We start from the raw sequence: 23,077 nt of genomic DNA on the forward strand, positions 1-23,077 counted from the left end.
TTCGTAATAACAGCGCAAGCCGCAAAATCTGAAGGGAGCTCATGATGAAAGGTTTCGACCCTATCAAGCCAGGAGGAGATTACTTTACCGGTCGTAAGGGTATTCCTCAGATCAGTATTGATAAAGAAACAGCCATGCGTGGCCGGGTAAAGCGATCCTTTGCCCAACGGCTCAACCGATGGGCCACTGTGATTGCTCACCCCAAGAGAGCTTTCAAACAACTTAAAACTGAAAAAACACTTTTGAGGGAAGAGATAAAGAATGGATGGTTTAACAACCCTAAGGATTTGAAAGACCGTCATGCCAGCGTTACTACTGAACATATGCAACAAGTGATCAAAAACTTTCAGAAAGGTGATTCAGACTCTGCATACAAAGATGAAAAGCTCAAGGGTGAGCTTAAACACGCTCCAGAGTGGATAGATGCTGAGAAAGAACTTGAGCAAGTTCGCTCTGTCCGTATTGGATTTAGGGATTCCGACCCCGATGCCATGGATCCAAAAAATATGGCCTACCAGAAAGAAACCAGAAAAATTTATAGTGACTTTATGGAAGGACAGAAGAAGGCAGATACTAGAAACGAAGAAACGCTTAATGCTTTTAAAGATCTTCATGTAAGAGATGGTGAAATCGCAGATCTTCGCGGACGCATTCAGCAAAGCCGTGATGCTTTTTATCAATTCAAAGCTCGACTTGAGAAAATACCTTTCTATCGTTCAAAAGAGACTTATAAGGCAAGGGGTGAAAAAGAGTTCAAGACTAGAGATGAGTTACTTGCATTAATGAATGAATGCAGTAGTCAAATCATTGAAGACTATCAGGCAATAGAAAAAGAAATGAGCAGAAGAGCAGAAGTTAAAGAACATTTCTACGACGCTCAGAAAGAAAGCAAAGAAACAATGAACGATGTTCAGCAAACAATGCTTTCATGGTGGTCTGATCATAAAGGTCAACTAGCTGAAATAAAATCACTTCTTGGGGACAGTGAAGTTGACACTGTCAGATCAGATAGTGACAGTGAAATCGCCAAAAGAAAAGCTATAGGTTGGGTTCGAGAGTATCGAAAAACCGACCTGAAAGCTCTGGAAGACAAGTATGTCGAATTATCAAAAACAGAAGAATTACGCACTGAGAACAGCTCTACGCTGGCATCTTTGAGCCAGGAAATTTACTCAGGTCGAATAGCTGCTATGCGTCTTGAAGAGGCCATAAGAAAGTCAGAATCAGCCTGGGATATTGGTAAGAGCATTAATGAATATCTGGAACAAAACCAGTTACAAGCAATAAACGCTCAGATTACAATGAGTAGACCACCCTCTTATAATCAATTACCTGCTTCAACCTCGGGGTTTAATGAAGCAGAATTTAACAAAGTAATGAAAGACCCGCTTCAAGGTCTCTCCTTTAATAGTACTCAAGCTGCCTTCTTAGCAAAAGAAGATGACGACGATGTGCCATTACTAAATCTTAGTCTTCCTCCAACACCACCGGACGAACCCAGCGCTGACGATAAGTAAAGCTAGCCCCGATAAACTCAGGACCTCTACTCAACGGGGTCTTTTTCTATCTTCACGAACCTGCTCATAAGCCACCTGAATTTCCTGAGCTTTCTGCTTGGCAACTTCCATCATTTCTTCAGGCAAACCTTTTGCCACCAGCTTGTCAGGGTGATGCTGGCTCATCAGCTTACGATAAGCTCGTTTCACTTCAGCGTCCGATGCCGATTCACTGACGCCTAAAACCTCATAGGCTTTTGATAAACCAAAACCACTGTTAGCCGCAGACCAGCCACCGCCTCCACCGGATTGATTCTGATAGTAGGACTGCTGGGCAATAAAACGTTGATGGATCTGCTCAAACTGTTGATCACTGACTCCCAGCGCCTGACATACCTGAACAAACACCTGCCTTTCAGCTTCAGTTAAACTGCCATCGGCGTATGCAGCCTGTAGCTGTACTTCCAGAAAAAACGGACAGAGCGTATTGAAACCAACCACTCTGCGAAATTCATGCAGGGCTGTATCGATATCAGAACCGGGTTGTTTTCCCTTATTAAACAGTTCAATCGCTGCTTTTTTCTGATCTGACGACAACCGCATTTTATTCATAATGGCAGCGGCCATTTGAATTTCATGCTCACTGACCCGGCCATCGGCCTTGGCCAGACGCCCCATCACCAGAAACGTGGCATTGAAAAAAGCACTCTGGGTTCGAAAACGATAGAAACCATTGCCGTTAGACTGGCCTTCTGTGTTTTGGGAAATATAATTTTTATTAACCCAGGCACCTAGGAAACCACCAAAAACAGCGCCCAGCGGCCCACCAAAAAAGAAGCCGAGAAATATTCCTACCAGTATTGACGTCATTACTTCCTGCTCTGATTAAGATACTTTTCAAGTTCAGCCAGTCTTTCAGGTGTACCGACGTCGGTCCAGACACCTGTAAAATACTCACCGCTGACTCGATCATTCATCATGGCTTTTACCAATAAAGGTGCCAGACGAAAACTACTACCCACTTTTTGCCCTTCAAACAGCTCAGGAGTAAGAACACTCAAACCGCTAAAGGTAAATAAATGTTCACCTTCTGACCTGACCTGACCGCAGTCCAGGGAAAAATCTCCTTTTTCCTTGAAGTCAGGGTTATCCACAAGCACCAGATGAGCCAAACCATCAATAGTAGAGGGCAAAGTGCTGAAATCATATTCTATAAACACATCACCGTTAACCACCAGAAAAGGTTCATCGCCGAGCAATGGCATAGCATTCAAAATACCACCACCGGTTTCCAGTGGCTCAGACTCATGGGAGTAAGAAATATTTACACCAAGTTGATGACCATTGCCCAGAAAATCCACCAGCTTATGGCCAAGCCAGGCGCAGTTAACAACAATATCCCGAAATCCGGCAGCCGCCAGATTTTCTATATGGTAGACAATCAAAGGTTTGCCCGCAGCTTTCACCAAGGGCTTGGGTACGTCTAGTGTCAACGGCCTGAGACGAGTCCCCAGACCGGCAGCAAGAATCATTGCTTTCACTGCTCTATTCCTGCCTGCACCAAATCAAGTCGCTGCTGAAGAATGGGCATCACGTGGTCAGTTAACCACAGACCATAAGATTCAAGTTCTGGATAATGATGACAAACTTCCAGTGCATAGTTAAACACCATTGGAATCTCTTTCAGGTAATCTGCTTTACCATCCCTGAACCAAAGCCGACTGAATATTCCCAAACACTTCAAATGTCGCTGCAATCCTATCCAGTCAAACCATTGCAGACAGGTTTCAAATCCCACCTTATGTAAATGAGGATGACCATTTACAAAATAGCGCAGCCAGTTTTCAACTTTGCTTCTTGGCCAGCTGATATAACAATCTTTTAATAATGAAACTGCATCGTACAAAGCAGGCCCTGACAGGGCGCCTTGAAAATCAATAACCCCTAACCGGTTTTCAGGCAGTAACAAGAGGTTTCGGGAATGAAAATCACGATGAACCATTGCCTGCGGCTGTCTCAAAGCAGAATCGACCAACTGAGTGAAGAACAAATCATGTAAACCTGGATGATCTTCAACACTCAGCCCCAGCAAATCCCCCAGAAACCATTGTTTATAAATACCCAGCTCAGTGGTTAACAGCTCTCGACTGTATGGCATTAATGCCTCAGCACTGCATTTCTGAAGGTTTATAATTTCCAGCAATGCCTGTCGGTAATAGATGTCCGCGGTCTGATCTGACAACTCGCCTAACAGCAATCTATCGCCGAAATCCTCTACCAGCAGAAAGCCACTCGAGTAGTCAACAGCTTTGATATCTGGGACATTAATACCACCTGCCTTCAGCATTCCGGCAATACTGACGAAAGCTCGCGAATCTTCAGTTTCAGGCGGTGCATCAACAGCGAGAACAGTGCCATCAGGGGTCTGAATACGATAGTAATGACGAAAGCCAGCATCCCCTCCGACAGCTTTCATAGGTAAAACCGATGGCTGTGGTGGCGAAGTAGGCAGCAGAGTTTTCGAGGTCCATTCAGACAACTGCTTAAGACGGCTTGGGTCGGCTTTGCTCATATCCGGCCATTAGATCCTGAGTCATTACGCCTGTCTGAGTTGGAAGGTCACAGACAAGGCATTCAAAATAAGAAGGAATAATTGCTATCGAGAGTATCACAGAGTAGCAGTAGTGATAATAAAGAAACTGCGGCTATTTCATTGGTAACTCTTGGCTATGGCAGTTTCTACTGCCTGAGGAAAAATCAGATAAATCTGGAAATTAAAACTCATTTCGATTTTTTTCAGGTATGATTTCCCGATTAGCTCCGGAAAGATTGTCGCTGTAGCCACTCTCAAGTACATTGATACTAAGAGAGGCTTTCATAACAGCCCCTTCTTTCGGTCAGTAGCCGGTGACAGAAATAATTTCGACCACCCACACAGACAGAGCAGACTTCAACCACTATGAGTTGTATATATCTTCGGTACTCTCATCAAAGTACCTATGAATAAGACAACATCATGGTAAGGAAAAAACGCCCGGGATTGTTGAGCTCATGGAGATGCACCAATTACCTTTTAAACCTCGGACTCTGACTCTGGCAATTGCCGCCGTGCTGATAAGCAGCCAGCCTGTCAGTAAAGTCATGGCCGAGACGACACTGTCACCTGACGAGCAATGGAATTGCAGTGTATCCTCCAGCAATAATGGCTGGAGTTGTTCTGTTGCGCCTGTAAAACAAGGTGACCTGCGCAGAGCTCCAAGACCTGCGCCTATTGTGACAGAAGAAAGCTTCACTCGAGCCACCGCCAACCAGCCAGCTCCAGCAGCAACCACCAGAGCCAGGGCACACCTGAGAGAGCAACTGGACTGGGTGCCTAAACAAAGGCTCCCTGAAAAGGTAAAAGTTGCACTTGAGGAAACAACTCCCTGGTGTGATGGTCGCTATGTCGAGCCGGACCGTCCAGGCAAGCACTTCAAAGGCAATTCCAAAACAGCGCCTATTGTTGCAGAGTCCGATCAATCTTCTTATGACGAAGAATCTGTAGCCACTCTGACAGGCAATGTGACCCTCAGGCAGGGTAGCCGACAAGTACAGGCTGATACCGCAAGACTCGATCGCGAAACCAACTTTGCCGAATTGGAAGGCAACGTTGTTTTCCGTGAACCCGGAACACTGCTGACCGGCGACCATGGCGACATGATGCTGGAAACGGGTCGGGCAACCATTAAAGATGCCAGTTATGTCATGCACGAAGCCCATGTTCGTGGTGACTCTTCAGAAATCGTTCGTAATGAAGACGCTGTTCTGGAACTGAATGACGCCACTTACACCAGCTGTAAGCCTGGTGATAATGGCTGGAAGCTGTCAGGCGACAGCATCACTCTTGATCCAAACACTGGTTTTGGTACGGCAAAAAATGCAGTAGTTCGTGTTAAAGGACTGCCGATTTTCTATACGCCTTATATCTACTTCCCTATCGATGACCGCCGTCAGTCCGGTTTTCTCTACCCAACCATCGCCTTCAGTGATGATAACGGTATGGACTTAACTGCTCCGTATTACTGGAATATTGCGCCAAATTACGACGCAACCATCACTCCACGGTATATGGCAAAACGCGGCCTATTGCTGGAAAACGAACTCAGATACATGAATGAGTCTGGCAAAGGTGAAGTGGGCGTTGCAGGTTTGGTGAACAAGGACCAGCTGGAAAAAGACAATCCTTATCAAGATAAAGATCGTTGGCTGGCCAATATCCGTTACCAGCAGAACTTCAGTCGACGCTGGACTGCCGATCTGGATTACGCCGACGCCAGTGATAAGAACTACATCAATGACTTTGGCAGCAACCTGAACCTGAGCAACACAGCTCCTTTGAACCAGAAGATTGGCACTCAATACCAGGGTGGCAATGACTTCAATTACTGGTCTCTGAAGCTGGAAGCCCAGAAGTTCAAGAATATGAGCCAGACTTCAGACGACCCATACAATAAGCTGCCTCAGCTGGTACTGGACGGTCACTGGCAACTAGGTGAGACGCTTAACCTGAATTATCTGGCTGATTACACACACTTTCAGCGTGCAGATGACTGGCGTTTCAAACAGGAAATTGATCATCCTGACTTTAAAAACCCGGATATCAAACGCAGTGTTTATGATGAAGGCTATGGTATAAAACGAGCCCAGGGTGGGCGTACCTATGCCGAAGCTGGCATCAGTTACCCAATGGAAAGCCTGTGGGGCTTCCTGACACCTGAAGTTAAAGTTCGCAGTGTTAATTACAACCTGAAAGACCTTGTTGAAAGTCAGGTTCTTGCGGATCTGAAAGGCTCATATACTGGCATTCAGGATAAAGACTACACTGATTCGCCCAAGACAAACGCAGCTAGCTTCTCTCTGGACAGCGGTTTGTTCTTTGATCGTTTCACCAACCTGTTTGGTAATGCTTACACTCATACCTTCGAACCCAGAGCCAAGTATCTTTATGTTCCTTATAAAGAGAATCAGGAGTTCAACCCTAACTTCGATTCCGGAGCAGCCGGATTCAGCTATGGTTCCCTCTGGCGCGACAATCGCTTCAACGGTTATGACCGCATAGGTGATACCAATCAGATTGCTCTTGGCTTTACCACTCGTCTGATTGATGACAGTGGCTTTGAGAAAATGCGCTTTGGGTTGGGTCAGATATTTTACTTTGATGATAGAAAAGTATTCATTGCCAGTAATCTTGGCCAGCAGGGCCGCCCCGCTGACGACATTACTGACAACTATGCAGGTTTGGACGAACGTACTAAAAACCAGCTAACGGACTCCACTTCTCCACTGGCATCCGAATTTGTCTATAACTTTACCCGTACCATGAGCCTGAAACAGGATTTCTCATGGAACACCAATGAGAACAGACTGGACAACTACAATCTGGCCTACCAGTGGAACCCTGAAGACCGCAAGGTTGTTAACCTGGGGTACCGTTTCCAGGACAGAGTTGACCGTTATATTCTCAACGAAAATGATAAATCTACTGGTAAAACAACTGGTAACAACCTGAGTCAGGCTGATTTTTCCTTTGCCTGGCCACTGGCTTTCACCCGTAACTGGGGGGCTCTGGGCCGTTATCAGTACGATATTACTAACAAGAGGAACCTTGAGCAGCTTGCCGGTGTCGAATACACCAGTTGCTGTTATCAGGTTCGGCTGTTCTGGCGTTCATGGATCGAATCAGATGATAATATCGACCATCCTGATCCGAAGAAGGGGATTTTCCTGCAGTTTGTCCTGAGTGGACTGGGGAATATCACCGGGAACTCCGGAACTGAATATTTGCAAGGTATCAAAGGCTACAAGATTCGCGAGAAGTAATGATGAAGGGAATGAAAAACCTACTCATGGCCGCCTGCTGCACGCTGGCAATGGCCAATGGTACTGCTTATGCCAAGCCGGTACCTCTGGATCGCATAGTTGCTGTCGTCGACAAGGACGTGGTAATGGAAAGCGAACTTAAAAATCGTATTACATCGGTTCAACGTCAGTTGGGCAGCCGTAATATCAATTTGCCTCCCGAGAGTGTTCTCAAGCAGCAGGTTCTCGAACAGCTGATTCTTGAAAACCTTCAGCTACAGCTGGGTCAGCGCGGCGGTGTACGGATTGATGACTGGGCTCTGAACGACGCTATCAACCGTATTGCCAGCCGTAATGGCATGACTGTTGAACAGTTCAAGAAGAACCTTGAATCTGATGGTATGTCTTACGCCAATGCCCGGGAAGAGATTCGTCGCGAGATGATCATCAACCGTGTGCGTCAGCGTCAAATCGGTGAGCGTATTCAGATCAGTGAGCAGGAAGTGGATAACTTCCTGAAGTCACCTGAAGGCCAGGCCAGCACTCAAACTGAATATCGCTTAGGCCATATTCTGATTGCCACTCCGGACAACCCATCACCTGACCAGGTGAGAGCTGCCCAGAAGCAGGCTAATGAACTGTCGAAGAAGCTGAAGCAAGGCGCTAACTTTGCCGAACTGGCTGCCACCTACTCCAAGGGACAGAATGCCTTGAAGGGCGGTGATCTCGGCTGGCGTTCTTCTGATCAGTTACCAAGTTTGTTTGCTGACCAAGCTATAAAGATGAAGAAGGGGCAAACCTCTGAGCCTGTTAGAAGCCCTGGCGGTTTCCACCTGTTCAAACTGCTGGACACTCGCGGTAACGAGAAGCATATGGAAGAACAGATTCATGTTCGTCATATCCTGATCAAACCCAATGAGATTCGCAGTGAGCTGGAAGCACAAATGCTGGCCAGGAACCTCTATGATCGCATCGAATCTGGTGAAGAGTTCAGCGAACTGGCCAAGGCATACTCCGACGATCCTGGCTCAGCGCTGAACGGTGGTGATCTGAACTGGATCGCGCCAAAAACACTGGTGCCTGAGTTCCAGCAAGCCATGAAGCTAACCCCTGAGAAAGTAGTCAGCGAGCCTTTCAAGAGTCCATTTGGCTGGCACGTACTGCAAGTACTCGGCAAGCGAAGCTCGGATGTCAGCGATAAGGTTCGTCGTAACAAGGTTCGTGAAGTGCTCGCCAGCCGCAAGTTCGAAGAAGAACTTCAGGTTTGGCTGAGAGAAATCCGCGACCAGAGTTATGTTGAGGTTCGTCTCTGATATGACCTTCTCTCCTGCAGTTCCCCGGCTGGTTATTACCTCCGGGGAGCCTGCCGGAATTGGCCCGGACATCTGCCTGATGCTGGCCAACCAATCCATTCCGGCTCAACTCGTTGTTATTGCAGATCCAGAACTACTGGCTGAAAGAGCCAAAGATCTAGGGCTCGATGTTCAGTTCATAGTATTCAACCCTGATGATCGCTCAGTGCCTGCGCCAGGCTCAATACTGGTGATGCCGCTTTCCCTGAACACTCCCTGTAAAACCGGTCATCTCGATTCAGATAACAGTCAGTATGTTTTGTCCATGCTCTTTGCTGCGACTGAAGGCTGTCAAAATGGTTTGTTTGATGCCATGGTGACAGCACCAATCAGCAAGGAAATCATTAACGACGCAGGCGTTCCTTTCAGTGGCCACACTGAATTTCTGGCTGAGAAGACAGAGACTGAAAAGGTTGTAATGATGCTGGCAACAGAAGGCCTGAGAGTCTCTCTGGCAACCACTCATTTACCCTTGAAAGATGTATCTGCTGCCATCACAAAAGAATCGCTGACGAAAGTCATTCGAATCCTGCATCAGGATTTACAACAGAAATTTGCCATTGCCGAGCCAAGAGTACTGGTTTGTGGTCTGAACCCACATGCAGGTGAGGGTGGGCATCTGGGTATGGAAGAAATAGAAACAATTATTCCTGTACTGGACAGCCTCAGGTCAGAAGGCATGATTCTGGAAGGGCCTCTGCCAGCAGACACTCTGTTTAACCCGAACTATCTGGAACGAGCAGACGCTGTACTGGCTATGTATCACGACCAGGGATTACCGGTTCTGAAATACAAAGGCTTTGGTAATGCCGTAAACATCACTCTTGGCCTGCCTATCATTAGAACGTCTGTCGATCATGGCACAGCCCTTGATCTTGCTGGCACAGGTAAAGCCAACCCAGGCAGCCTGCTAACAGCTATTAACTATGCTCTGACGATGGTTTCTTCATGAAACCATCGTACCCTTACTGACAGTTACTCTTGCAGAGAGCATCTTTGCTAATAGCACCTTTGCTAATAGTAAAATGGCTTTACTGTCAGTATCATACCGCCCCCATCACTGGTTCAACATTCAATACACTATGACAGATATCCCTTTTCACAAGGCTCGTAAACGCTTTGGTCAGAACTTCCTTCATGACCATGGTGTTATTCAGCGTATTATTCGCTCAATCCATCCTAAGGAAGGCGACAACCTTGTGGAAATCGGTCCTGGCCAAGGCGCCATTACCGAATACCTGCTAGACAATGCCGGTGAACTGGATGTTATTGAGCTGGATAAAGATCTTATCCCGACACTGAAGCTCCGATTTGGCTTGAACCCTGGCTTCAGAATTCATCAGGGTGACGCTCTTAAGTTTGACTTCACCTCTCTGCAGAAAAATGAAGAACCTTTGCGTCTGGTCGGTAACCTGCCCTATAACATATCGACACCACTGATCTTCCACCTGCTGCAGTTTCAGGGCCTGATCAGTGATATGCATTTTATGCTGCAGAAAGAAGTGGTTGAACGTCTGGCTGCTCAGGCTGGTGATAAACATTACGGTCGTCTGGGCATTATGGCTCAGTACTATTGTCGGGTTGATTACTTGTTTATTGTTAATCCTGGCTGCTTCAGCCCGGCACCCAAGGTTGATTCGGCTATTGTACGACTGACTCCTTACACAGACCTGCCCTATCCTTGTAAAAACGTTGAGCTGCTTGAACGTGTTGTCCGTGAAGCATTCCAGCAGCGCCGAAAGACGATGCGTAACACTCTTAAAAAGCTGATTTCCGCTGAAGAAATGGAAGCTTTGTCTATCGACCCGACCAGCAGACCAGAACGAATTACGCTTGAACAGTTCGTTTCTATTGCAGACTACTTGAACGATAAGAGCTGACTGGGTTAATACTATTAGTTAGCTCTTACTTTCTTTTTACCTGTTGAGTTGTCTGGTTTTGGGAGAAAAACGTTAATGTCTGTCTATGTCGTCGGTGATATACAGGGTTGTTATGACCCTCTTCGCTATCTTCTGGATAAGGTCGGCTTTGAACCCGGCCCTGATCAGCTGTGGGTTGCTGGCGACATGGTCAACAGAGGGCCTGACTCTCTGCACACATTACGCTTTTTGAAAAGCCTGAAAAAAAACTGTACAGCAGTACTGGGCAATCATGATTTACACCTGCTGGCCGTAGCAGCTGACATTCGACGTATTAAAAAGAAAGACACGCTCACTCAAATTTTGAAAGCACCTGATTGTGACGATTTGATTGACTGGCTCAGGCACCGGCCATTATTACACCATGACAAAGACCACAATATCACCATGGTTCACGCTGGTATTCCTCCGATCTGGACTCTGAAGCAGGCACGTCTTTATGCCAGAAAGCTTGAAGCAGAACTACAAGCTGATGACTATAAAGATTTTCTCCGGGTTCTGTTCAAGACCGACAAATTCCATTCCATGGAAACCGCTCTGTCACGCCGGGCCAAACTAAAGATGACAGCCTCCTATCTGACTCGCATGCGTTTTTGTGATGAATTCGGAGAGCTTGATCTGGACAATAAAAGCGCAAAGCCCAGCAGCGGCTTTGCGCCCTGGTTCGATTTTCCTAACAGCCCCATGTTCAAGGAAAAGATCATCTTTGGTCACTGGGCCGCCCTGGAAGGTGAAACGCCTCACAAAAACCTGTTCGCTCTGGATACAGGCTGCGTCTGGGGACGATGCCTTACCGCACTCTGTCTTGATGACTACTCCACAACATCTATTGACTGCTGCTAAACCACCTTTTTAAGGGAGACTGCATGAAAGAAAATACCTGTTTTTGCAGTCTTTTTTCAGTTTTGCCAGCCAGTCCGTATAAAGTTTAATTAAGGTCTCGTACAATACACGCCGACAAAGCCTATAGCGAACTCACTAGAGCCGGTATACGCACGTGAAAGGTACTGGAATCCCGCCATTAAATCGGCGGCATTTTTCACGATAGACAAAAATCGAGCTATGGAACGGGCTACGAATGGCACGTAAACCTACAAAATCAACCACTTTTGTCTGGGAAGGTAAGGACAAAGGTGGCCGGAAGGCCAAGGGAGAGATGCAGGGTAGCAGTATTGCCCTGATCAAGGCCGAACTCCGAAAGCAGGGAGTCAGCTCAGCAAAAGTAAAAAAGAAAGGCATGAGCCTGGGCACCAAGGGTGGCAAGATCACTCCTATGGATATTGCCCTGTTCACTCGCCAACTGGCCACCATGATGAAGGCCGGTGTACCTCTGTTGAATGCCTTTGATATTACCGCAGAAGGTGTCGACAAGCCTGCTATGAAAGAACTGATTGGCAAGGTCAAGAATGACGTTGCCGGTGGTACTAACATGGCAGACGCATTACGCGCGCACCCACTTTATTTCGACGATCTCTACTGCAACCTGGTTTCTTCCGGTGAACAGTCTGGTGCGTTGGAAACCTTGCTGGATCGTATTGCGACTTACAAGGAAAAAACCGAAGCACTGAAATCCAAGATCAAAAAAGCCATGAACTACCCCATCGCGGTAGTGTGTATCGCCATTGTGGTAACCGGTATCCTGCTGATCAAGGTAGTGCCTCAGTTCGAGGAGGTATTCCAGGGCTTTGGCGCAGAATTGCCAGCATTTACCCAGATGGTTATCGGGCTTTCGGAGGTGGTTCAGGAATCCTGGTATATAGCGCTCGGGGTGATAATTGCAATTATATTCGGCATGAAACAGGCCATGAAAACTTCCAAGGCTACTCGGGACCGAATGGATAGAATACAGCTGAAATTACCCATCATTGGCGGTATTCTTGATAAGTCTGCAGTGGCTCGTTTTGCCCGAACCCTTGCAACAACTTTTGCGGCGGGTGTGCCATTAGTTGACGCTCTGGATTCGGTAGCCGGTGCTGCGGGTAACGTCGTTTATTCCGATGCAACTCAACGTATCAAAGAAGACGTCTCCAGTGGTCAGCAACTTCAGTTTGCTATGAAAAACTCTGGCATCTTTCCATCAATGGCCATTCAGATGGTGGCTATCGGCGAAGAGTCCGGTGCGCTGGACGAAATGCTGGATAAGGTGGCCACTTTCTATGAAGACGAAGTGGACAACATGGTAGATGGTCTGACTAGTCTGATGGAGCCTTTGATCATGTCGGTGCTAGGGGTATTAGTCGGTGGTCTTATAATTGCAATGTACCTACCAATCTTCCAATTAGGCGCAGTCGTCTGACAAATATAAAATTTTTTATACCACGTTTCATATTATCATAAGGGGAGAAGCTGTCTCCCCTTAGTCTCTTTTGTAAACTCCAAACCATACTGCAATTTTCTCAAAAGCGTTTTTCATAGGTTACAGCTACCCCGTGGCTTCGACTCCGGTCTCCCTTTGAACCTGTGTACTCCCAATGAAAGCTGCTATCACTGCTTTTTATATACGAATAACCAAGGCTGTAATACATAGATCGGTTTTCATAATGACTGTTTTTGAATTTGAATACGTCACTGTCGTTCGACTCTATTTGCATCCGATTCTGACCGGAATAGTTTCTTTGGAAACCTATGCCTAACCTGTACTCATGAGAACTTTCCAGACCAGGGACCAGGTAATTTATCTGAAGCCCTGATCTAACGATCAGAGATTCCTTATGGAAAGGCTTCACATAAAACAGCTGGCCAGACTCTCCTTTCTCTTTCAGCTCCCCCATTCGAATACTGCTAGAGATCAATTCAATTCCAGGAGTCAATATAAGTCCCTGTAGAATTTCGTCGAGGTTCATTTTATAACCGAACCCTGCAAACAGACTCCATTCAGAGGTACTTTGCCTGGCAGTCCTTAGTTGTCCATCTGTAACCTGATATCGTTCGCTTTCAAGTTCAGACCAACCATAAGTCACAGCAACATCAAAATACCAGGGATCTTTATACCAACCTGCAAATGGGCCAATACGATAATTCGTGGCTTTCATATTGGCCATCGAGTCCCGAAAATGGCTACTCATTTTCTGAATGCCGGTGAACAACCCCAGCGACCATTCATTACTGATTTGTCTGAATACTCCCACTTCGAACCCATAGCCTTCAGCATCAAAAGCAGATAAATCCCCTATTTTCTCCTGCTTCAAATCAAGTCCGTAAAATTGACCATAACTGTACGATTTACCTGCATGTACTGGATTCGAGAGTGAAAAGCCATTCTCTCTGGAGACAACCAACTGTTCATTGCCGGACACACTCAACTCAGTTACCCCGGCAAGCAACCTGCCTGACTGTATCTTTCGAATAGCTGCGCTGTGGTGTGTCATCATCGTAGCAGTCAACAAAGACTGAACCTGGTCAGTACCTGCTCCATATAGTGATAAAACCTGTTTGCCCGCTAATTCAGTTGCTGTCGTTTTATTGTTGGAAGAAGTGCTCGTCGAAGAAGATGTAAGCAAAGCCTGCTCACTAAAATCACTACTGTCCGGATTCATCTCCTCATCAAGAGAAGCCTCCTCCCTGAAAGCACTGAACGTTAAAGCCTTTTCAGTACTATTTTCCGAATTATCACCAGAGCTTTTAAGAAGAATATCTCTGGCATTATTAACGCGTGCCATACTCTCACTGCTGCCACCAGAGTCGGGATGAAGCTCTTGCTGTTTAATCAGCCTTCTGTAAGCTCGCCTGACATCATTGGCTGTTGCCTGTTCATTCAGTTCAAGTAGTGCTCTTGCCTGCTGAATCAGCCTATTTTGGTGATCAACATCGAGTGAGGATTTGACTGAAGCAATAGCAAACGTATAAGACTCCATTGGTACACTGCTATGAATTTTCAAAGGACCATGAGCACCCTTCTCGATAGTATTCGATGAGTTTGATAAAACATCATAACGTCTTGCAGGAATCTGATAATCCCTGCGCTGAGTATTATCCATAGGGGACAATGATTTATTGACAGTGACATGATTGCCAAAAGCCACACTAAAATCGATAACTTCTGATTTCTTTGAAGACCCATCGTTTGGCAAAAATATTTCTACCAGCTTTGAAGGCTCAATGCTCATGCCATGTTGTGAGGGAATTACTGTTTGCTCACGATGAGCACTTTGGAAAGAAGGTAATGAAGCTCGCACTGAATTCGAACCATAATCATCTGATACGACCTGATGCTCTCTTATAACTGTTGGTAACGCACTCGTAACTTCGGATACTTCAGCGTTACCGATAGTATTCACATTCAAGAAAGCCCTATTCTTTTTGACTGCACTTCTATCCAAGCCAGTGACTTTTGTACTTACGACAAGGGATTCATTAAAATAGAGCTCAACAGCGGGTAATTCAGAATCTTTAAGCTCTGTTTCAATCCCGCTATTCCATGGACATATTTTCAAGTTTTCTGCTATAGCCTTGTATTCGATTTCCTTTTTGGAGCCCTGTGAAGCCAGCTGCCCGGTACGACGACGGCTCTGCTCCTCCAGATTTTCCAATAAAGTATCTCTGGCCTTGATAAGCATTTCAAAAGCTTCCGCATCACCTCCGTGATCTGGATGCTGCTTTCGCTTCTGAATCAACTCTCTTACTGCTTTCCTTATCTCTTTTGCTGTAGCTTCTGTATCGATACCCAATAACAGTCTTGCGTCATGAATCTGCTGGTTATACGTATTGAGTGTTGACCTACTTTCAGTAACCGGGACTATCTTCCCCATAACTTCCTGCGAGCCTATCTGACCACCCTGTTGTACTTCGGGATAAGATCGCCCCTTAGCAACAAAGGTGTTTGATAACTTTTGCGGCAAAGCAGGTTTCATCACCATGCCAGGTGTGATTGAGTCCTTAGATCCCAGCCCCTTTTCTGTGATCTGTATGCTATCAAATGAAACTTCTGGCAAAGGTACTCTATTGTTAGAGCCTGCATTGTTAGAAAGAATATCAACCGACATTTGATTTACTGTTGGGGCAGAGCGGCCTAGTGTCACCGGCACCAGAAAAAGCCTTGCTGACAATGGTTCTACTTCAATATTTTTTGGATAGCTGTAGACTAATTTATTTTCATGCTTTGAGTCGGAATTCGGTTCTGCTTTTGCATCTTGCGCTTCTGGAGCACTCACATTAACTGCTCGCAATGGAAATTTTTCGAAAGCAACAGAATTTTTTATTGGCTGAGTTTTGTTATTTTTGAACGCCAGATCATTTTTAGACTTTAACTTATTTTTATTCTCACCATCAAAAAATGGCGTAAGATACTTTTCAAAATCGCTGGTACTATTTACAACTTTTTCTTGTCTGGAATCAGTTGAATTTCCATCACCTCTATTTATATCGTCCTTCAAAGTGGCATTATTCATCTCTGTCTCTTTGTCAGACTTAATAAGTGAGCCCTCTGTTGCTTTGCTTTTTTCATCACTTGTTCCGTAATACCAACCAGCAGTCATAGCACTCATTGTATATAGAGCCATAAAACCAAACCATACTTTTAGTTCATATCCACGAGTTAGATATCTATTATCAGGAGGATCAACAGCATGATTAAATTGCATCGACAGGCAGCAAAAAGTAATAATCATCACTGCGATTCTTAATAATGTCTTTTTCCTGAGCTGAAGCACTCTACACCTTGCCTTTATAAAAAATTTTGGCGTGATAATTAAAAACTTATTTTCTATAACAATTCAGCAATCAATTTCACATCAGAATCATCAGAATCTTTCATCCTATTTTTCAGTTTTGTAAGCTTTTCTAACAACTCTGTTTTTTCTGTCTGAATTTTTTTTACTGTCTCCTTCAACACAGCAATTTCTGCTTGTGCTTTTTCCTTTTCTTTTTCCTTTTCTCTGTGCATTTCACAGAGCTTAACCGCAGTCTGATTTTCTTCCTCTTTGGCTATAGAGGTTTCCCATTGTGAAGCACGTAACTGATTTAGCAGAGAAGCATTAGTAACTTCACAATCCCTTATCTTTTCATTTGCTTTGGTAATATCCATTCCGTATTCATGCAGCCGGGCACACAAGGTTTTAACTTCAGTCTTTACAGCTCTATCATGTTTTTCCAGCGTCTCAACAAAGTATTCTTTTAACTCTTCTAACTTTCTTTCAAATTCATTTTTGATTGCTTTATCTTCAACCATCATTTCATTCATGAGGTCCCTGTGATGTTCACGAAGTAAATCTTCAATCTTTTTCCTTTTAACTAAGAAGTCATCTTTGCTCATCAGCGTATGACCTTCTTCCATTTCACTAATGAACGTCTTGATAGCATGTTTATATAACTGAAATTGCTGATCGATATCCCTATATTTCTGTTTACTGATGCCAGCTTCATTTTCAACATAAGATAAGTAAACTGCACAGGATGTTACTATTGCAGTCACTGCTACATAAGTCACCCAGGCTGGTAGTGATACGCTGTTTAATAAGAGAACTATCGATGTGGAGGCCAGTGCGGAAAAACCAATATAACGAATGGGTTTTGTGATGGCTGTTATTGTAGAGTAGTCTTCACGTTTAAAGCCTACCCTTTCATTTAAAGCATCGTCTACTTTGGGTAGCTTTTTTTCCAGCAACTCATGGGATAATTGACAGCACGTTTTACCAATTGAATTCCATACTTCAATAAAATACCCCCCAACCAGGTCCTTCTTTTCAATTCGTTCTTCGTCACTGCTCTCGGTTTCATCTATTGAACTTTCTCTACTGTATGGCGAAGAAGCTGCAACTGTTACACTTTCCATAGCTATAACTCCTTAATTTCCCTGTATTAGTTCAGCGTTACCACAGGTGTGCCCGGGTATTTTGCGGTTAGTAAGTGCTCAAAAAGAGCCAGCTGACACATTAGAGGCAGTATTTATAGAAAAGTTCATTTATATGTATGGAAGTTGATGAAACTATCTTGAGGCAGGCTTCGCTCAGTGCGTATAAGCCTTAAATACAGTAAAGTATCGTCAGTACTACTAACGATACTAATGATTCATGCCCATATTCGAACTATTACAAACATCTCCCGCTTACCTCTATGCCACTCTGGCCTTGCTTGGATTGCTAATAGGCAGTTTTTTAAATGTCGTCATCCATCGTTTACCAGTAATGATGGAGCGCCAGTGGAAACTGGATTGCCTTGAAGAGTTACATCCAGAGAAGGTTCCAGCAGAGATGGAACCTTACAACCTGGTTAAACCGGACTCCACCTGCCCTTCCTGCGGTCATGCCATCCGCGCCTGGGAAAACATTCCGGTCATCAGTTACCTGTTCCTGCGTGGAAAATGCTCATCCTGCAAAACAGGTATTTCAGCCCGTTATCCAGCTATTGAAATCGTCAGTGCGCTATTAGCCGTCACTACCGGTGTTTACTTCGGTGCTACGATTCAAACCGCTTTGGTTTGTCTCTTTGGCTGGACTCTGCTGACACTGACCATGATTGACTATGACACCAAGCTGCTACCGGACAGTCTGACTCTGCCACTGCTTTGGATTGGTTTATTGGCAAACAGCTTTGAACTGTTCACTTCTTTGCAGGATGCCGTCTACGGTGCCATCGCTGGTTATATGTTCCTCTGGACTATCTTCTGGCTGTTCAAGCTGCTGACAGGCAAAGATGGTATGGGTTATGGCGACTTCAAACTGCTTGCAGCCATGGGCGCATGGATGGGCTGGCAGGCATTGCCCATTGTTATTCTGCTCTCTTCTGTTGTTGGCATCGTCTTCTTCGTGGTTCTTATGCTGTTCAAAAAGCTGCAAAGAACCGACCCTATTCCTTTCGGTCCATACCTTGCCGCTGCCGGTTTTATCGCCATGATCTGGGGTGAGCAACTGCTGAACGCCTATCTCTCAACCATGGGAATCAGGCTGTGAGCAGCATCATGAGAAAAACAGTCATTGGAGTGACCGGCGGCATTGGTAGCGGCAAAACAGCCGTAACCGATTACTTTGCTGAAAAGGGCATCACTATTGTTGATGCCGATCTGGCTTCAAGAGTGGTTGTTGAGTCTGGTCGCCCTGCTCTTTCTGCCATTGCAGAACGGCATGGTTCAGATGTGTTGGAAGCCGATGGTTCGCTGAATCGTCGCCAGTTAAGAGATATCATTTTCAAGAACGACAACGAGCGTGTATGGCTGGAGCAGTTATTACACCCGTTGATTCGTGATCAGATACTGCTAGAGCTGCAAGAAGCTCACTCTGACTATACCGTTCTGGTTTCACCGCTACTGGTTGAAACTGATCAGCATGTCATGGTTGATCGAATTCTGGTGGTCGATGTACCGGTTGAAATGCAAATAGAACGCACGATGACACGTGATGGTATGACTGAAGAGCAGACTCTGGCCATTATCAAGAAACAGGCCAGTAGAGAGCAGAGACAGGATAAAGCTGATGATTTGGTGAACAATTCAGGTTCACTGGAACAACTCCACCAGCAGCTGGAAGCTCTGCATCAGAAGTACCTTAAGTTGGTGAAGTAAAAAAGGTAGGTTCCCACATATAACGTGGGAACCTATCTAACGGCTTATCTGATTACAACCCTGGGCGCCAGCCATTGGTAATCGGATAACGACGGTCACGACCAAAGCCACGAGGTGTAATACGAACGCCGACTACCGCCTGACGTCGTTTAAATTCATTGACGTCAATCAGCCGCAGCACACGATAGACCACGTCACGATCAAACCCTTCTTCAACAATCGCCTCAAGACTTTTGTCTTCTTCCACGTACATTTCAATCATACGATCAAGGTCGCTGTACGGAGGCAGGCTGTCTTCATCTACCTGGTCAGGAGCAAGCTCTGCTGAAGGCGGCCGATCAATGACTCGTTGAGGAATGACATAGCCAAGAGAATTACGGTACTCGGACAATTCAAAGACCAGTGTCTTTGGTACGTCTTTCAGTGCGTTATAGCCACCACACATATCACCATAAAGTGTCGCATAACCCACGGCCATTTCACTTTTGTTCCCAGTGGTCAGCACCATATAGCCTTTCTTATTAGAAATGGCCATCAGCATCACACCACGGCAGCGCGACTGAAGATTCTCTTCAGTGGTGTCCTTAGCCGTATTTTCAAACTGGCTGCTCAGTGTTCCCATAAAAGCATCAAACATGGGCTCGATAGGCATAATGCTGTAATCAACACCGAGGATATCCGCTTCTTCCTGAGCATCTTCCAGACTCATGCTGGATGTGTAACGATAAGGCATCATCACGGCTTGTACGCGGTCCGCACCAAGGGCATCGGAAGCGATAGCCAGAGTCAGTGCCGAATCGATACCACCGGACAGCCCCAGAACCACGCCTTTAAAACCGTTCTTGTTGACATAGTCACGAATACCAACAACTAAAGCCTTATAAACACGCTCATGGAATTCCGGTAGTTCTGCTACGTCCTGCTCAACAAAAGAGCATTCCTTCTGATCAAACTGAACCTGAAATAGCCCTTCATCAAAGTAGTCAGCATTGACTGCTACCTTACCTTCGCCGTTCATGGCAAAGGAACCGCCGTCAAAGACCAGTTCATCCTGACCACCAGACAGGTTGACATAAAGCACAGAGATATCATTTTCCAGACAACGGCTACGAACCGTTTCGTAACGAATAGACTGTTTGTCTTTATGGAATGGCGAAGCATTCAGACTGACGATCAGCTCAGCACCCGCTTCTTTAGCTTGCTGAACCGGCTCCTGATACCAGAGGTCTTCACAGATAGCCAAACCGACTTTAGTGCCTTTGCAGTCGAATACTGTGGCAGAGTTACCCGGTACGAAATAACGCTTCTCATCAAACACCTGATAATTTGGCAGGTGTTGTTTGGCATAGCGGGCAATAACAGCACCGTCCCTGAGCACCACAGCCTGATTTTCCAGACCATGGGCGCCCATGGCAGGCAAACCAATCACCAGATCAATACCTTTGATGCCAGCCAGCTGACTCATCGCCTGTTCGATTCGCAACACCATACTGGGACGAAGCAACAGATCTTCCGGTGGATAACCACACAGAGTCAGTTCTGGAAATACGATCATATCGGCCTGCAGGTCATCTCTGGCCTGTTCTGCCGCCTCAACTACCTGGGCTGTATTGCCGTCGATGTCGCCCACTTTCAGATTAAGCTGGGCCATGACGATATTGAGCAATGCTGACATTGAAATGCCTGACTCTCTCACATGAATTCCGAAGAGCGGCTATTTTCAACCAAGACGGGGTAAGAGTAAAACTTAAATAGCGGTAAACAGAGCCTTCACTGCTTAAAGCAGGCTCTGTTTTGAAGGTTTTCTAGAAGTCACCTTCAAAGCTCAGGTCAAGGTCTGACGATGGTTCCTGAACAAAGTCGCCCTGAATAAAGTCAACACCTGTGTGCCATAACGGAGCCATTTCTACTGCACTCATCACTTCAGGAACAATCACTTTCTGACCTTTATCAGCCAGTACTCGAATCATGTCCTTGAGCTCTTTACCTTCATTTTCGTTGGTGAGGTCTTTAGTAAAAGAAGGATCGAGTTTCACGTAATCCAGATTGAAAGGTTCTATGGTATCCAGCGGCTTCAGACTACAACCAAACTCACTGACGCCGGTATGGAAGCCCATACCTTTAACGGCATCGAAGAACTGTGGCGCCTGCTTGTGAAAACGAACAATGTTTTGCTCACTCATTTCAATGACAACAGCCGAGGTTGGGATACCTGCCGCCTTAAAAGCAACACTCATCCAGGGCAAGAACTCTTTCTCGGTAAAGGCATTGCCACCCAGGTGAAAGAATAACCGGACATTGTCTTTCTTTTTCATACCGTCCAGCAGCTCTTTACCGGCCTGTATCACCTGCCAGCGATCCACCTTGCTCCACATAGCATTTTTATCGAGTTTGCTGCGGAAGCGGGTAGACTCATGCTCACGACCACGAACGTCACGCATACGAAGCTGGACGTCAAAGTGCTTTTCAGTGGATCCTTTCAGGCTGACAATAGGCTGATAGAAGAGTTTGAAATTGTCTTTCTGAAGAGCCTGACTTACCATACCGGCCAGATGTTTCTCTACCGAGCTAACCGCGCTGATTCGGCGTTTCTTGTAAAAACTCAGACAACCACCGCCTTTCTTCTGAGACACCACCGCCGTGTGTTTAGCCCGCACCAACAATGTTTGAATATCACTGCAGGCGTCATTGATCATGACGGCACCAATACTCAGCTGAATCGATATTTCCTGATCTTCAATTTCTATTGCCTCTGCAGCAACATCATGAAGGATCTGCCCTGATAACTCCTGTACGGCCTTCTCGTCACCTGTCTGAACCAAAGCCATAAAACAGTCACCACTCCAGCTGCCCGCTTTATGTTCCAGAAGGCTCAACCCCATCCTTCTGGATACTTCTTTATAGACAGGCTGGCTAACCCGTTTCCCTGATTTGGCATGCAGTTCCCTTAAAGAGTCCAGAGTAATACACAACAGGGCAAACTTGTCCCTGCCAGAAACCACTCTCTGAGCAGCAACATCCAGCTGGTCACTGAACTGCTTCTTATCAAACAGATGAGTTTCGGTATCAGGGCGTACGGCTTCTATTTCCTGTTTTTCTGCCACAGACTCCGTATGCTCATCGTGAACTCTCACCAGCAGGCTCAACGTATAACTGCCTTCAAAGGAAGTCGGGCTGACAATCACTCTTACCGGTACTTCACTGTCGCCTTTTCTGACCAGAGGGCACTGAATCGCAGCCAGTGCCTGGCCACTGTCTTCGATACTGATCAAAAACTCGCTGACATCCTTACGATCATTTTGGGCAATCAGATCTGCAAAAGGTTTTCCAGCGAGATTATCGCTGGCATCAAACCCGACCATTTCATTGAAGGCAGGGTTGGAGTAGCGAATCTTGCCACCTGCAACATAGATAATGGCGTCGATCTGGTCATTCAGCAGGTTTCGGCGCTGCTTCTCTGATTCATTGAGCGCCACACTCATGCGTCGGTAATTACGACGGGTATGAAGGTCAGATACTTCCCGGTCACTGGTCAGTAACAAAAGCTCATCATTATCACTGGGCACCACACTGCGAATGCCCTGTTTCAGCAGCTCGGACATATCGTCTTCCGGGTGTTCTGACAGAGCAATAGATGGAATATCCCGTCCCTGCTGCTCCACCTTCTCCAGCATATCCTGAATAAACACACCCTCGGGCAGCTCAGTGTTGGAGAACAGTATCAGATCCCACTTCTGATCACTGGATAAAGCTTCATCAAGGTCTGCCATGGACATTATATGCTGGGCACGGGTTGGATAACCGGCATCCCGATAGACATTCAGCAGGGCTTCCGCTTCTGATGATGACGCATCAATCACCAGAATACGCAGGGTTTCTCTGTTCTCCAGCTCCATGGCTCGTCGATCCTTGATTGGCTGACATGGAAAAATCTCTATCTATATAGCTGCAAGATGACACATTTTTTTAGTCTTCATC

16 protein-coding genes are annotated in these 23,077 nt (G+C 45.9%); 9 read left to right on the top strand and 7 right to left on the bottom strand.

All coding sequences use genetic code 11. From position 1 onward, the window contains the following. Positions 1-41: 41 nt before the first annotated feature. Complete coding sequence (locus tag EOPP23_RS11840; protein WP_153766207.1) at positions 42-1,517, top strand: hypothetical protein; 1,476 nt, start codon at positions 42-44, stop codon at positions 1,515-1,517. Between the two features lie 30 nt (positions 1,518-1,547). Here the strand turns inward: EOPP23_RS11840 and djlA are convergent, their stop codons facing one another. From djlA to EOPP23_RS11855, 3 genes are read right to left on the bottom strand one after another with little or no spacing between them, the layout of a single operon-like run. Next, the gene (gene djlA, locus EOPP23_RS11845) at positions 1,548-2,366 is read right to left on the bottom strand and encodes a co-chaperone DjlA (RefSeq protein WP_153766208.1); all 819 of its coding nucleotides are present in this window, start codon (positions 2,364-2,366) and stop codon (positions 1,548-1,550) included. Then, the gene (gene murU, locus EOPP23_RS11850; protein ID WP_153766634.1) at positions 2,366-3,028 is read right to left on the bottom strand and encodes an N-acetylmuramate alpha-1-phosphate uridylyltransferase MurU; all 663 of its coding nucleotides are present in this window, start codon (positions 3,026-3,028) and stop codon (positions 2,366-2,368) included. Before murU ends, djlA begins: the two co-directional genes overlap by 1 nt. Before the next feature lie 5 nt (positions 3,029-3,033). Continuing rightward, positions 3,034-4,068 (bottom strand): aminoglycoside phosphotransferase family protein, encoded by a 1,035-nt coding sequence (locus EOPP23_RS11855; protein ID WP_153766209.1) that lies wholly within the window; start codon positions 4,066-4,068, stop codon positions 3,034-3,036. A gap of 485 nt (positions 4,069-4,553) precedes the next feature. Here EOPP23_RS11855 and EOPP23_RS11860 point away from each other — a divergent pair, with 485 nt between their 5' ends. The 6 genes from EOPP23_RS11860 (at position 4,554) to EOPP23_RS11885 (ending at position 12,901) form a co-directional block, all read left to right on the top strand. Beyond that, positions 4,554-7,355 (top strand): LPS-assembly protein LptD, encoded by a 2,802-nt coding sequence (locus EOPP23_RS11860; protein ID WP_194842586.1) that lies wholly within the window; start codon positions 4,554-4,556, stop codon positions 7,353-7,355. Positions 7,356-7,366: 11 nt separating this feature from the next. After that, a complete protein-coding gene (locus EOPP23_RS11865) occupies positions 7,367-8,647 on the top strand; it encodes a peptidylprolyl isomerase (protein ID WP_228550702.1) in 1,281 nt (426 codons plus the stop codon). Between the two features lies 1 nt (position 8,648). Further along, on the top strand, positions 8,649-9,638 hold the full coding sequence (gene pdxA, locus EOPP23_RS11870) for a 4-hydroxythreonine-4-phosphate dehydrogenase PdxA (RefSeq protein WP_228550703.1): 990 nt from the start codon (positions 8,649-8,651) through the stop codon (positions 9,636-9,638). Between the two features lie 130 nt (positions 9,639-9,768). Continuing rightward, on the top strand, positions 9,769-10,566 hold the full coding sequence (rsmA, locus tag EOPP23_RS11875; RefSeq protein ID WP_153766213.1) for a 16S rRNA (adenine(1518)-N(6)/adenine(1519)-N(6))-dimethyltransferase RsmA: 798 nt from the start codon (positions 9,769-9,771) through the stop codon (positions 10,564-10,566). 75 nt (positions 10,567-10,641) lie between these two features. Continuing rightward, positions 10,642-11,448 (top strand): symmetrical bis(5'-nucleosyl)-tetraphosphatase, encoded by an 807-nt coding sequence (locus tag EOPP23_RS11880; protein ID WP_153766214.1) that lies wholly within the window; start codon positions 10,642-10,644, stop codon positions 11,446-11,448. 235 nt (positions 11,449-11,683) lie between these two features. Further along, the gene (locus tag EOPP23_RS11885; protein WP_153766215.1) at positions 11,684-12,901 is read left to right on the top strand and encodes a type II secretion system F family protein; all 1,218 of its coding nucleotides are present in this window, start codon (positions 11,684-11,686) and stop codon (positions 12,899-12,901) included. A gap of 100 nt (positions 12,902-13,001) precedes the next feature. Here the strand turns inward: EOPP23_RS11885 and EOPP23_RS11890 are convergent, their stop codons facing one another. Beyond that, on the bottom strand, positions 13,002-16,211 hold the full coding sequence (locus EOPP23_RS11890) for an autotransporter domain-containing protein (RefSeq protein ID WP_153766216.1): 3,210 nt from the start codon (positions 16,209-16,211) through the stop codon (positions 13,002-13,004). A gap of 95 nt (positions 16,212-16,306) precedes the next feature. Further along, positions 16,307-17,374 (bottom strand): hypothetical protein, encoded by a 1,068-nt coding sequence (locus EOPP23_RS11895; protein WP_153766217.1) that lies wholly within the window; start codon positions 17,372-17,374, stop codon positions 16,307-16,309. 238 nt (positions 17,375-17,612) lie between these two features. Here EOPP23_RS11895 and EOPP23_RS11900 point away from each other — a divergent pair, with 238 nt between their 5' ends. Together EOPP23_RS11900 and coaE are read left to right on the top strand one after the other, a co-directional pair. Beyond that, positions 17,613-18,491 carry an A24 family peptidase gene (locus tag EOPP23_RS11900; RefSeq protein ID WP_153766218.1) on the top strand — a complete coding sequence of 293 codons (879 nt, stop codon included), beginning with the start codon at positions 17,613-17,615 and terminating at the stop codon, positions 18,489-18,491. Next, positions 18,488-19,099: a dephospho-CoA kinase gene (gene coaE / locus EOPP23_RS11905; protein WP_370514760.1), complete on the top strand. Its 612-nt coding sequence runs from the start codon at positions 18,488-18,490 to the stop codon at positions 19,097-19,099. The genes EOPP23_RS11900 and coaE overlap by 4 nt, the downstream gene beginning before the upstream one ends. Positions 19,100-19,151: 52 nt before the next feature. On the opposite strand, the gene EOPP23_RS11910 is transcribed toward coaE, so the two are convergent. Both EOPP23_RS11910 and EOPP23_RS11915 read right to left on the bottom strand, forming a co-directional pair. Beyond that, positions 19,152-20,774, bottom strand: a complete 1,623-nt coding sequence (locus EOPP23_RS11910) for an NAD+ synthase (protein WP_153766219.1) — start codon at positions 20,772-20,774, stop codon at positions 19,152-19,154. Between the two features lie 130 nt (positions 20,775-20,904). Then, positions 20,905-22,995 (bottom strand): EAL domain-containing protein, encoded by a 2,091-nt coding sequence (locus EOPP23_RS11915; RefSeq protein ID WP_153766220.1) that lies wholly within the window; start codon positions 22,993-22,995, stop codon positions 20,905-20,907. Positions 22,996-23,077 lie beyond the last annotated feature (82 nt).

It is taken from the genome of Endozoicomonas sp. OPT23, from assembly GCF_009653635.1.
In the GTDB taxonomy this organism is placed as follows: Bacteria; Pseudomonadota; Gammaproteobacteria; order Pseudomonadales; family Endozoicomonadaceae; genus Endozoicomonas_A.